General features: G+C 71.4%; 8 protein-coding genes and 1 pseudogene. 4 read left to right on the forward strand and 5 right to left on the reverse strand.

What is annotated here, in order from left to right:
* Positions 1-100: 100 nt before the first annotated feature.
* Together serB and OG866_RS34110 are read right to left on the reverse strand one after the other, a co-directional pair.
* Positions 101-1,312 (reverse strand): phosphoserine phosphatase SerB, encoded by a 1,212-nt coding sequence (serB, locus tag OG866_RS34105; protein WP_329340751.1) that lies wholly within the window; start codon positions 1,310-1,312, stop codon positions 101-103.
* Positions 1,313-2,639: 1,327 nt separating this feature from the next.
* Positions 2,640-4,220, reverse strand: a pseudogene (locus OG866_RS34110) (streptophobe family protein); the annotation flags it as partial.
* Positions 4,221-4,458: 238 nt separating this feature from the next.
* Between OG866_RS34110 and OG866_RS34115 the strand changes: the two are divergent.
* Positions 4,459-7,050 carry an ABC transporter ATP-binding protein/permease gene (locus tag OG866_RS34115; RefSeq protein WP_329340753.1) on the forward strand — a complete coding sequence of 864 codons (2,592 nt, stop codon included), beginning with the start codon at positions 4,459-4,461 and terminating at the stop codon, positions 7,048-7,050.
* A gap of 116 nt (positions 7,051-7,166) precedes the next feature.
* On the opposite strand, the gene OG866_RS34120 is transcribed toward OG866_RS34115, so the two are convergent.
* The 3 genes from OG866_RS34120 to OG866_RS34130 form a co-directional block, all read right to left on the reverse strand.
* Positions 7,167-7,919, reverse strand: a complete 753-nt coding sequence (locus OG866_RS34120; protein ID WP_329340755.1) for a transglycosylase SLT domain-containing protein — start codon at positions 7,917-7,919, stop codon at positions 7,167-7,169.
* 279 nt (positions 7,920-8,198) lie between these two features.
* Positions 8,199-9,332: an S-adenosylmethionine:tRNA ribosyltransferase-isomerase gene (locus tag OG866_RS34125; RefSeq protein ID WP_329340757.1), complete on the reverse strand. Its 1,134-nt coding sequence runs from the start codon at positions 9,330-9,332 to the stop codon at positions 8,199-8,201.
* Positions 9,329-10,027 (reverse strand): SDR family NAD(P)-dependent oxidoreductase, encoded by a 699-nt coding sequence (locus OG866_RS34130; RefSeq protein ID WP_329340759.1) that lies wholly within the window; start codon positions 10,025-10,027, stop codon positions 9,329-9,331. Before OG866_RS34130 ends, OG866_RS34125 begins: the two co-directional genes overlap by 4 nt.
* Positions 10,028-10,237: 210 nt before the next feature.
* Here OG866_RS34130 and OG866_RS34135 point away from each other — a divergent pair, with 210 nt between their 5' ends.
* The 3 genes from OG866_RS34135 (at position 10,238) to chpE (ending at position 12,415) form a co-directional block, all read left to right on the forward strand.
* Positions 10,238-11,383, forward strand: coding sequence for a GAF domain-containing sensor histidine kinase (locus OG866_RS34135; protein ID WP_329340761.1), 1,146 nt, complete (start codon positions 10,238-10,240; stop codon positions 11,381-11,383).
* Complete coding sequence (locus tag OG866_RS34140) at positions 11,376-12,017, forward strand: response regulator transcription factor (RefSeq protein WP_329340763.1); 642 nt, start codon at positions 11,376-11,378, stop codon at positions 12,015-12,017. The genes OG866_RS34135 and OG866_RS34140 overlap by 8 nt, the downstream gene beginning before the upstream one ends.
* Before the next feature lie 155 nt (positions 12,018-12,172).
* Positions 12,173-12,415 carry a chaplin ChpE gene (gene chpE / locus OG866_RS34145; RefSeq protein WP_059197195.1) on the forward strand — a complete coding sequence of 81 codons (243 nt, stop codon included), beginning with the start codon at positions 12,173-12,175 and terminating at the stop codon, positions 12,413-12,415.
* The last annotated feature ends 179 nt before the right edge of the window (positions 12,416-12,594 follow it).

Here is a 12,594-nt window from a genome sequence, read left to right on the forward strand (position 1 = left end):
GGCAACGGCCCGGCGCCATCATGGTGCCGGGCCGTTGCCCGGATCCTCCGGAGTGCTCTTCCGGATCCTCCGCAGGGCCGTTCCGGATTCTCGGGAGGGCTCAGAGCAGATCTTCGTGGGTGTCCGCCGCCTCGACCTCTTCGCGGGTCACTCCCAGCAGATAGAGGACGGTGTCCAGGAAGGGCACGTTCACCGCGGTGTGCGCGGCCTGCCGCACCACCGGCTTGGCGTTGAAGGCGACCCCGAGACCGGCCGCGTTCAGCATGTCCAGGTCGTTGGCGCCGTCGCCGATCGCCACGGTCTGCGACAGCGGCACCCCCGCCTCGGCGGCGAACCGCCGCAGCAGCCGCGCCTTGCCGGCCCGGTCCACGATCTCGCCGGTGACCCGCCCGGTCAGCTTGCCGTCGACGATCTCCAGGGTGTTGGCCTGGGCGAAGTCCAGCCCCAGCCGCTCCTTCAGATCGTCGGTGACCTGGGTGAACCCGCCGGAGACGACGCCCACTTGGTAGCCGAGACGCTTGAGGGTGCGGATCAGCGTGCGCGCGCCGGGCGTCAGACGCACCTCGCTGCGCACCTTCTCGACCACGGACGCGTCCAGCCCCTCCAGCAGGGCCACACGCGCGTGCAGCGACTGCTCGAAGTCCAGTTCCCCGCGCATCGCGGCCGCCGTCACCTCGGCGACCTTGTCCTCGCAGCCGGCGTGCGCCGCGAAGAGCTCGATGACCTCGTCCTGGATGAGCGTGGAGTCCACGTCCATGACGACGAGACGCTGAGCACGCCGGTGCAGCCCGGCCGCGACGACGGCGACGTCGATGCCGAGCGCCGCGGCATCGGTCACCAGGGCGGTGCGCAGCGGCTCGGTCTCGACACCGGACACCGCGAACTCCACGGCCGTCACCGGGTACTTGGCGAGCCGGAAGATACGGTCGATGTTGCCGCCGGCCTTGGTGATCCGGGCAGCGATCGCGGAGGTCGCCTCCGCGGTGAGCGGATGTCCGAGCACGGTGACCAGGGAACGGCCGAGGCCGCGCGGCCGGTTGTCACCGAGGCCGGAGATGATCTCCGCCTGCATCTTCACCGACTCCGCCCAGCTGTGGACGGTCGACCGCAGTTCACCCTCGAGCCCGCGCGGCGGCTCGGTCACGAGCGCGCACAGCACCATCCGGCCACGGGTGACGACCTGCTCGATGTCGACGACGTCGACGGAGTAGGCGGCGAGGGTGTCGAAGAGACCGGCCGTGATGCCCGGCGTGTCCTTGCCGAAGATCTTGACGAGAAGAGTGGGTACGTCGGAGGTCTGCGAAGCGCTCATGGTGTACCCACCGTATCCGGCACGCAGTGCCTTGCGCCCCTGAGGTCCGCCTGGCGGACAGGGAACACTCCGTGTCCGGCAGATGGAGTGGATCTTAAGCGCGGCGTACGGCCTCCGCTCACCTCCGTCCCTTGGGCCTGCCGGGCGGGGGAGGAGGCGGGGGCGGCGGAGGTGGGGGCGGCGGCCCCCCGTCCGATCCGGACGTCTTCCGGCCACCGGGGCGCCCCCCACGTGACCCGCGAGGCGGCGGCTCGACGGGGCGGACCATGGTGGGCGCGCCGTACACGTCGTCGCCGGTCGGGGGCGGCTCGTCGGGGGGCTCACCAGGCAGTTCATCGGGCGGCTCACCGTCACGGCCGCCCGGCCCGCCGTGCCCCGCGCCGGGCCACCAGGCCCCCTCGGTCGGCTGAGCCTCCTGGCCCGGCCGCCAGGACTCCTCCGCGGAGGACGGTGACTGCCCCCGCGAGGCCTCTTCGGGCGATCGGCCGCGGCCCCACCCGGCCGATGAGCCGTACGCCGGCCGCACGTCTCCAGGAGGAGCGTCCGAGACCCCGGCCCCCGGCCCGTCATCCGGCCGCGCGTCCTCCGGCTCGCGCAACTCCTCCGGCACACGCAGGTACGGATTGGTCGCAGGATTCGGCGGCCGATACGGCGCCCCCGGCACATACGGCCCGGCCTCCCCGGAACCCCCACCCGGCCCAGCACCGGAGGCTCCGTCCCGCCCCGCACCAGAGGCCGACGACCCGCCACGTCCCGCTCCGGAGGCCGAGGCTCCACCCTGGGCGGCACCAGGAGCGGAGGCCCCGCCATGTCCGGCCCCGGAAGCCGAAGGCCCATCCTGCCCGGCCCGCGAAGACCCACCCTGACCCGCATAGGGCGAAGCACCGGAGCCACCGGCATAGGGCCCAGCACCGGCGCCACCGGCATGGCGCCCAGCCCCGCCGTCCCCGGCATACGGATCGCCGACGGCGCCACCGGCGTACGGGTCAGCCCCGTGCCCGCCCGCATACCGGCCGGCCCCGCCCCCATCGGGCCATGACGTGCCGTCGCCGTCGCCGCGGTCTCCGGCACCCGCACTCGAAGCCCCCGCCCCGCTCACCCCCGACCCCGAACCCGACCCCGCCCCCGTGCCGCCACCCGCGTAGGACCCCGCCCCACCCGCATAGGGCCCTGCCCCCGCCCCACCCGGATAGGGCGCAGCCCCGGACCGCCCCGGATACTGCCCGGCTCCAGGCTGCCCCGAATAGGGCGCAGCAGCCCCGGACATCCCCGCGTAAGGCCCTGGTCCACCACCCGGAACCCTCGAACCTCCCACCCCTCCACCCACCCCAGGCCCCCCACCCGGGCCCGCGTCACCCAGTGCCAGCGCCGCCGCCCGCTGCCCCGCCGCCCCCGTCGCCTGGGCCAGCAACGCACCGGTGGCGCCCGCCCCGGCGCCCCACAGGGCGCCGAGGAGGAGGGCCATGCCGAGGTGGCCGTGGAGTTCGATGCCGGCGCCGAACGCGTCGAAGCCCAGCACCGACAGCGAGGCGTTCACGGACACCTCTGTCGACCAGGCGAGCAGCGGCAGCGTCAACGCCGTGGCCAGCCCCAGCCGCAGCGCACAGCGCCCGGCGAAGCCGAGGATGCCTGGATCCCGTACGGATGAGGCACTCGCACCCGCCGCCCCACCGGGCCCTGCTCCTCGTACGAAACCGACACCCCCGGCACCTGCACCCGCACCGGCGTCCGGCCACCGCGACGTCTCCAGGGCTCCCGCACTCGACGCCGTCGCAGCAGCACCCGCCCCCTTGGTCACCGCACCCACCGGCGTCCGCACCGCCGTCAGTACCCCGGCCAGCAGCATCATCGAGGCCGCCGCTACCGCCAACAGCCATACCCGGCCGTCGAGTTCGGCGAGGCGGGAGAGGGAGACGGACTCGTCGCGTTCGGAGCTGAGGAGGTCGTCCAGGGGAGCGGGAAGGAACGTGGCCAGGGGGCCCGTGGCGCGGCCGTCCCACGGGACGAACAGGCCGATCGGGATGCCGAGCCAGGTGCCGTTGGGGGCGCCCAGGAGCGCCGCGCCGGCGATCCGCTTCGGGTGGTCGTCGCCGATCGCCGCGTACGCCCCCGCCGCGAGCCCCGCCGCGACCGCGACCAGCAGCACGGTGACGAGGGCCGACACCGCCGGGCGGACCACCCGGTGCACGGCCTCCAGGCCGCGGGGGAGGGGCGTACGGCGGGATGCCAGCAGGGCGATGAGAAGGATGCCCGTGGACCAGCCCAGGCCGCCCAGCAGCGTCGGCACCGTGTCCACCGTGAAGCCGACCGCCGCCTTCGCGTCGACCAGGTCGCCGATCTGGTCCGGCAGCAGTCCGCCGATGTCCCCGACGTCACCGAGCCCGGGGATCTCCAGGCCGCCGCCCCCGCCGCCGGGCAGTTTGTCGAGCCCCAGCGAGCCGCCGTCGATCGTGATGACATCGTGCCCCGCCCAGGCCAGCCCGCCCAGCGTGGCGACGAAGAGGGCGACCACCGTGCCCGCGCGTGCGAGGAGTTCGGCCGACGCGATCACAACTCCCGCCGCCCGCAGGGATCGTAGGAAGAAGCAGGACAAAAGGAGCGCGCCGACGAGGCTCACGCCCAGTGGCGTGATCTCTATGGCCGTCGCCGCCTCCGCGCCGGTGAGCCCGAACGCCGACACGTCTCCGGACGGGGTCACCGAACCACCCGCCCCAAGGGCCACCACCGCCGCGGTCATCGGTCCCAACGAGGCCGTCGCGTCCGCGCCCAGCAGATGCAGGCCGAGCGCCGCGACGCCCGCCATGCCGATCAACGCCCAGCTCACGGCGACGATCGCGGTCAGCAGGATGTCTCCCCACGGCAGCTTCGCGCCGTACTTCGTGGTCTCGGCGTTCGTGGACACACTCATGGCAGACCCCCCGATCCGCGGCGCGGCGATCGCCGCGCTTGTCCCCCTCGCGTGGATTACCACTCTCCGGGTCGGTTTCAACCCCGTCAACGGAACCGGTCGATGCGTACGCGCGTGGTCTTCACAAGGCCCGACTTTCGGTCAGGGGGCCGAGCCTGAAATAGTTCCCGACGATGTTCGACATCCCTAGACTCCCTGTGTTGGGGGTAACTCGGGGGACTACTCAGTGGGGCATGGAGTGCCGGAACTCGTACTGGAATTGAATGGACGTACCTGGACGCTAGACCCGTCCAGGCCCTACACCCTCGGACGCGATCCGCAGGGTGACATCGTGCTCGACGACGCCAGGGTGTCCTGGCGGCACGCCACGATCAGCTGGAGCGGCCGCAGTTGGGTCATCGAGGACCACGGCTCGACCAACGGCACCTTCGTACAGGGCCAGCGGATCCACCAGCTGGAGATCGGCCCGGGCACGGCGGTGAACCTGGGCAACGCGACCGACGGACCGCGCGTGAGCGTCTCCGGCGCCGCGGCGCCGGTCGCCCCGCAGCCCCAGCAGCAGCCGCAGGCGCAGCCGTACGCCGCACAGGGCGCCAACCCCGGCTGGGCGCAGGCCCCCCAGCAGCAGGCGCCGCACCAGCAGGCGCCCGCTCAGCAGGCACCTCACCAGCAGGCGCCGCACCAGCAGGCACCGGCGCAGCAGGCACCGCAGGCCGGCTGGCAGCAGCCGCAGCAGCCCGCCGCGCACATTCCGCCGCAGCAGGGCGGCCCCGGCGTCGGCGCGGGGGCGCCGCCGGTCTACGGCGACCGCAGCCCGACCACGTTCCACCAGTTCTCGATCGGCCGCGTGATGCGCATCGGTCGTGCCCTGGAGAACGAGCTGGTCGTCTCCGACCTCCAGGTCTCCCGTCTGCACGCCGAGTTCCGCTCGACGCCCGACGGCCGCATGGAGATCCGCGACCTCGGCTCGCACAACGGCACCTACGTCAACGGTCAGCCGATCACCAAGGGCGGCTCGCAGCTGCTGGGCCCGGCCGACATCGTGGGTGTCGGTCACTCGACGTTCCGGATCGTCGGCGACCGCCTCGAGGAGTTCGTCGACACCGGTGAGGTCTCCTTCTCGGCCCGCCATCTGACCGTCACGGTCGACGGCGGCAAGCAGATCCTCAAGGACGTCTCCTTCGGCGTCCCGGAGAAGTCGCTGATCGCGGTCATCGGACCGTCGGGTTCCGGCAAGTCGACGCTGCTCAAGGCGCTGACGGGCTACCGCCCCGCCAACCAGGGCGACGTCCTCTACGACAACCGGAACCTGTACAAGCAGTTCGCCGAGCTGCGTCAGCGCATCGGTCTGGTCCCGCAGGACGACATCCTGCACAAGGAGCTGACCGTCAAGAAGGCCCTCAAGTACGCGGCCAAGCTCCGCTTCCCCGCCGACACCACCGGCGCCGAGCGCGAGGCCCGGATCGACGAGGTGCTGCGCGAGCTGAAGCTGGACATCCACAAGGAGAAGAAGGTCACCTCCCTCTCCGGTGGCCAGCGCAAGCGTGTCTCGGTGGCCCTGGAGCTCCTGACCAAGCCGTCGCTGATCTTCCTGGACGAGCCCACCTCGGGCCTCGACCCGGGCATGGACCGCGACGTCATGCAGCTGCTGCGCGGCCTCGCCGACGACGGCCGCACGGTCCTCGTCGTCACCCACTCGGTGGCCGAGCTGGCGATCTGCGACAAGCTCCTGGTGATGGCCCCCGGCGGTTCGGTCGCCTACTTCGGCCCGCCCGAGGAAGCGCTGAACTTCTTCGGCTACGACACCTGGGCCGACGTCTTCTCCGCCTTCGAGAACTACCGCGACTACGACTGGGCGGGACGCTGGAAGGGCTCCCAGCACTACCAGATGTACGCCGCGGACATCGACGCCGTCGCGCCGCAGTCCGTACAGATGCCGCCGATGCAGGCGATGAAGCCGCCGAAGCCACAGGGCTGGATGTCGCAGTTCGGCACCCTGGTACGCCGCTATGTCTCGGTGATCGCCTCCGACAAGGGCTTCCTGGCCCTGTCGATCATCCTGCCGCTGGTCCTCGGCTCGGTGAGCCTGCTCATCGACTCCGGTAAGGACCTGCTGGTCAACACGGAGATCAACCCGAACACCGGAAAGCCCGTCGCCAACGGCACGGCCCTCACGGTGCTGCTGATCCTCGCGGTGGGCGCCTGCTTCGCCGGTGCCGCCAACTCCGTCCGTGAGCTGATCAAGGAACGGGTCATCTACGAGCGGGAGCGCGCCACCGGCCTGTCCCGCTCGGCGTACCTGATGTCCAAGGTCTTCGTGCTCGGCCTGGTCACCATGCTCCAGGGCCTGCTGGTCGGCATCATCGGCTTCTCCAGCCGCACCATCCCGGACGAGGGCCTGATCTTCGGCAGCCAGATCATGCTGGAGCTGTGCATCCCGATCATGGCGCTGGGCTTCACCGCGATGATGTTCGGCCTGATCATCTCGGCCCTGGTGAAGACCGCCGAGAAGACCATGCCGCTGCTGGTCATGTTCGCGATCGTCCAGGTCGTCTTCACCGGCTGTCTGTTCCCGCTGGCCAACTCGGTCGGCGTCAACCAGCTGTCGTATCTGATGCCGTCGCGCTGGGCGGTCGCCGCCGCGGGCGCCACGCTCGACTTCAACAAGATCAGCCCGCCCGCCAAGGGCGACAGCGACGACCCGCTGTGGGCCCACACCGTCGGCGCCTGGGGCATGGACATGGCCGCCCTGATCGTCCTCGGCGTGATCTGCGGTTTCCTCGTGGCCCGCTTCCTGCGCCGCCACGAGCCCGAGGTCATGCGCAAGTAGTCACGGCGGTAGAGGCCCTACGACGCCGAAGGGCGGCACCCCGTCAGTTGGGTGCCGCCCTTCGGCGTGCTCGAACGATGCGGTGACGCAGCGGTGTACGAGAGGTCCGCGCGGCCTCAGTACGCGCTGTTCACGTTGTCGATCGAGCCGTACTTGTCGGCCGCGTAGTTCGCGGAGGCGACGATGTTGGCGACCGGGTCGTACTGGCTGAAGGCCGTGCCGGAGACGTGGTAGGCGTCGAACGTCGGCTTGATGATCTGTAGCAGACCGATCGACGGGGTGCCGTTGATCGCGTTGACGTCCCAGTTGTTGATCGCGTTCGGGTTGCCCGAGGACTCCCGCATGATGTTGCGGTACAGACCGTTGTACGTACCGGGGATGCCCTTGTTGTCCATGATGTCGAGGGCGTGCTTGATCCAGCCGTCGAGGTTGTTGGCGTAGCTCTTGGCGGCGGCCTTGACCGCGACGCGCTTGGCGGACCGGCTCGCGGCCTCCTTCGCCTTGCGCTCCTGCGCGGCCTTCTGGGCGGCCTTCTGCTCGGCCTTCTTCTTGGCCGCGGCTTCGGCGGCCGCCTTCTTCTTCGCGGCGGCCTCGACGGCGGCCTTCTTCGCGGCGGCGGCCTCGGCGGCCTGCGCCTGGAGGCTCGTGGCGGCGAGCTGCTCGCTGACGCCGGACTGGAGGCCCTTCAGCTGCTCGGAGCTGTAGGCGACCTTGGCCGAGGAGGCGGCCTCGCTCGTGGTCGTGTCCGCGTTGCTGGGGACCGCGGAGAACGCGAGGGCGGCGGCGCCGAGCGTGGCGACACCGGCGATCGCGATCTTGTGGCGCTTCGTCAGCGCGCGGCTATGGCCACGGGTGGAGTTCTGCGACATGCGGATGGACCTCTTCGAATAGCGCGGAGTCGCTCTGCGTCCTTGCGGCACAAACGCCGCGGGCGGAACCCGCGGCGCTGAGCGACGGCAGCCATTCTTAGCGGCCGCAAAAATATGTGGCAAAGGTGTGACGTACGATCCCGGGTAGTGGATCAGGGAAGGGCAAATCGGGACAGACAGGAACGTCTTTCCCGCTCACCAGGGACCCACTTGTCTCCTATCGCCCTTCGTACGTGATGTGCGCCCTATGCGCGGGCTCACATCGGACGCGTAACAGCCTCACCGGCAGTTGCTGAAGCAATGCTCTGTGTGAGGAGCCCTCTCCTGGGCCTTCGCCTGGGCCTCCGCCAGGACCTCAGCCGGGTCTCCGCCGGGGAGGAGGAGATGAACGTCCCCGAACTCGTGCCACAGGTAGAGCCCGCCCAGCGCCTCCTCGTAACCGCGGTCGACGGCGGCCCCTCCTGCCACAGCCCGCAGCATCAGCAGATGCGAGGCCTCCGGCTCGTGCAGCCCGGTCAGCAGCCCGTCCACGACCCGCACCCCGCGCTCAGGGGTCACCACCAGACCCGTCCACCCTTCACGCGCGCGTACGACCCCGTCGGCGCCGACCGCCGACTCCACGGCCCGCACCGCGGTGGTCCCGACGGCGACAACCCGCCCGTGCGCCGCCCTCACCGCGTTGATCAGCCGCGCCGACGCCTCCGGCACCGCGAACCGCTCCGGATACGGCGGCTCGTGCACCTCCGCCGACGCCACCCCCGTGTGCAACGTGATCGGCGCGAACTGCACACCCCGGCTCACCAGCTCCGCCACCAGCCGCGCGGTGAAGGGCCGCGCCGCACTCGGCATCTCCGCACTGCCGACCCCACCGGGCTGCGGCAACGCGAACACCGTCTGATACGCGGACAGCGGCTGGTCGCGCTCCGTATAGGCGTAACGGATCGGCCGCCCGTACTCCCGCAGCAGCCCGGGCACCCTCGCCCCGGCCACCCGGGCCCACCACAACCGGTCGCTTCGCCCGCTCAGCGGCTCCTCCAGCGTCAGCCGCACCCCCTCGGGCAACCGCACCTCCGTGCCCGCGGGCCCACCCGCACGCGCGTGTGTCGTGCCCCGGCCGTCGGGCTCCCGCAGCTCGACCGCCCACCGGCCGTCGTCCCCGCGCGTGGAGAAGTGCACCACCACGCGCGCGTGCCCGATCCAGCCGTCCACGGCCGCCGCCAGCGTCGGGGACGTGTTCACGATCAGAAGATCCCCGGCCCGCAGCAGACACGGCAGCTCCGTGAACGCGTGATGCGACACCTCCGTACCGCGCGACACCAGCAGCCGTACGGCGTCCCGGTCCAGGCCGGGGCCACGCTGCTCGGCCGGCACCTTGGCCGACAGCTCCTCCGGGACGCGCAGTGTCAGCGTCACCGTGCCTCCAGCAACGCGGCGGCCGTGTACCGACCGCTCGCCGGACGCCGGTCGAGCAGGCGCACGAACGCGGGGGCGATGTCCTCGGGCGTGGGCGTCCCCGACAGATCCTCGTCGGGCTCGGCGGCGGCCAGCATCTCGGTGCGCATGCCACCCGGATCGACCCACCAGACCCGCAGCCCCGGCTCCTCGACGGCCAGCACCGCCGACAGCTGGTCCAGGGCCGCCTTCGTCGCCCCGTACGCTCCCCAGGTCCGGTACGCCTCCGCCCCCGCGTCCGAGCTCACGTTCACCACCGCCCCCGAGGGCGCCGCCCGCAGCTCGGGCAGCGCCTCCTGGAGCAGCCCCAACGGCGCCACCACATTGATCTCCAGGGCCGCACGGAAGCCGTCCAGCGAGTGATCGCCGAGCGGCACCAGGGGTTCGGCGCCCAACACCCCGGCGTTGTTCACGAGCAGATCGAGACCGCCGAACTCACGCGCCGCGGCCACCAGACCCGCCCGATGCCCGGCATCAGTGACGTCCCCGGGCAAGGCCGTCACGCGCGTGCCGTGCGCCGCGACTCCCGCCGCCGTCTTGTGCAGGGTCTCGGCGTTCCTGGCGTCGAGCACCAGATCCCAGCCGCGCGCGGCCAGCGCCTCGGCGAGCGCCCGCCCCAGCCCCCTGGAAGCCCCCGTGATGATCGCTACCGGCATGACACGTCCCCTCGTCGCCACTTCAAGTGCCTTCCACGCCCTCAACCTAGGAACGGGAAGGCCCCGCCCGCGTCGGACGCGGGTCGCGAACAGGCGGGGTCCTTCGCCCTAAGCCCCCGGTCCGGGCCCTTGGCCCTAGGTCCAGCGCCCTAGGCGGCCGCCGCCACAGGGCGGATACGGACTGTCACACCCCGCCGGTACCGTGAGGGCATGAGTCAAGGCCCCAGGTCCGGTCTGGCCGCGGTGAGCGCCGCGTTGCTGGCCATGAGCAGGCATCTGGAGGTGCGCGACGTCCTCAAGACGATCGTCGCCTCGGCCCGCGAGCTGCTCGACGCGCAGTACGCCGCCCTCGGCGTCCCCGACGACCACGGAGGCTTCGCCCAGTTCGTCGTCGACGGCGTCAGCGACCAGCAGTGGAAGGCCATCGGCCCGCTCCCCAGGCAGCACGGAATCCTCGCCGCGATGCTCCAGGAGGCCAAGGTCGAGCGCCTCGCCGACGTGCGCAAGGACCCCCGCTTCGAGGGCTGGCCCTCCGCCCACCCCGACATGTCCGACTTCCTGGGACTGCCGATCCGCGACGGCGACGACGTCATCGGCGCACTCTTCCTAGCCAATAAGAACTGCCCCAAGCCGGACGGCAGCTGCGGCTTCACCGCCGAGGACGAAGAACTGCTCTCCATCCTCGCCCAGCACGCCGCGATCGCCCTCACCAACGCCCGCCTGTACGAACGCAGCCGCGAACTGACCATCGCCGAGGAACGCTCCCGGCTGGCCCACGAACTGCACGACGCGGTCGCCCAGAAGCTGTTCTCCCTGCGCCTGACCGCCCAGGCCGCCGCTGCACTCGTCGACCGCGACCCCTCCCGCGCCAAGGGCGAGCTGCAACAAGTGGCCGTACTCGCCGCCGAGGCCGCCGACGAGCTGCGCGCCGCCGTCGTCGAACTGCGCCCCGCCGCCCTCGACGAGGACGGCCTCGTCGCCACCCTCCGCACCCAGATCCAGGTCCTCGACCGCGCCCACACCGCGCGCGTGACCTTCGACAGCTGCGGAGTGCGCGCCCTGCCCGCCTCCCAGGAGGAGGCCCTCCTGCGCGTCGCCCAGGAGGCCCTGCACAACGCCCTGCGGCACTCCGGAGCCGACCACGTCGACGTGACCCTGGCCCGCCGCGGCAGCGGAGCAGTCCTGAGCGTCACCGACGACGGCGGCGGCTTCGACCCGAAGACGACCCGCCGCGCGGGACGCCACCTCGGCCTCGTCTCCATGCGGGACCGGGCGAGCGGGGTCGGCGGCGCACTGACCGTGGAATCGGCGCCCGGCAAGGGCACCACGATCGAGATGGAGGTCCCTGGTGGCTGACGCAATCAAGGTGCTGCTCGTCGACGACCACCAGGTGGTCCGCCGCGGACTGCGCACCTTCCTCGAAGTACAGGACGACATAGAGGTCGTCGGCGAGGCCGCGGACGGCGCCGAGGGCGTCGCCCGCGCCGAGGAACTCAAGCCCGACGTCGTCCTCATGGACGTCAAGATGCCGGGCATGGACGGCGTCGAGGCGCTGCGCAGGCTCCGCGAACTGAACAACCCCGCGCGCGTGCTCATCGTCACCAGCTTCACCGAGCAGCGCACAGTGATCCCGGCCCTGCGCGCCGGAGCCGCCGGATACGTCTACAAGGACGTCGATCCCGACGCCCTCGCCGGCGCCATCCGCTCCGTCCACGCCGGCCACATCCTGCTCCAGCCCGAGGTCGCGGGCGCCCTGCTCTCCCAGGAGGAGGCCAACTCCGGACAGGGCAGAGCGGGCTCGCTCACGGAACGGGAGCGCGAGGTGCTCGGCCTGATCGCCGACGGCCGCTCCAACCGCGAGATCGCCCGCGCCCTCGTCCTCTCCGAGAAGACGGTCAAGACCCATGTCTCGAACATCCTGATGAAACTCGACCTGGCGGACCGCACTCAGGCCGCGCTCTGGGCGGTACGTCATGGAGTGGCCGGTTGATCCCCTGGCGGGCGGCAATACGGAGGGTTCCGCTCCGGAGTGAGATTCATACCGTCGTGGGAATGTCACCCGGACGGCGCATCCTTCGTCGATCTCCACCGTTCTCCAGTGCGTGCTGCGGCGACTGCCGCGGCGATCACCAGGAGGGCTCAGAAGTGAAGAACCTGAAGAAGGCAGCGGCCGTGACGATGGTGGCCGGCGGACTGATCGCCGCCGGTGCCGGGATGGCCTCCGCCACCGACGCGCACGCCGACGGCAAGGCCGTGGGTTCGCCGGGCGTCGCCTCGGGCAACCTCGTCCAGGCCCCGATCCACATCCCGGTCAACGCGGTCGGCAACAGCGTGAACGTCGTGGGCATCCTCAACCCCGCGTTCGGCAACCTCGGCGTGAACCACTGACCTCCTCCTAGGGGGGACAGTGACCTCCGGCCTCCCGGGCGCTCCCGGGAGGCCGGTCCGTTTGTAGGGCCAATGATCCGAACGGGCCGTTGCCGTCGGGCTCCCGTACCGTTCGCGTTCGCCTCCGCGTTGACCAGGCACGACCCGCGGCCGGGTCGGACACGCAAACGCAGGAGGAA

The sequence above is a fragment of the Streptomyces sp. NBC_00663 genome, from assembly GCF_036226885.1.
GTDB lineage: Bacteria > Actinomycetota > Actinomycetes > Streptomycetales > Streptomycetaceae > Streptomyces.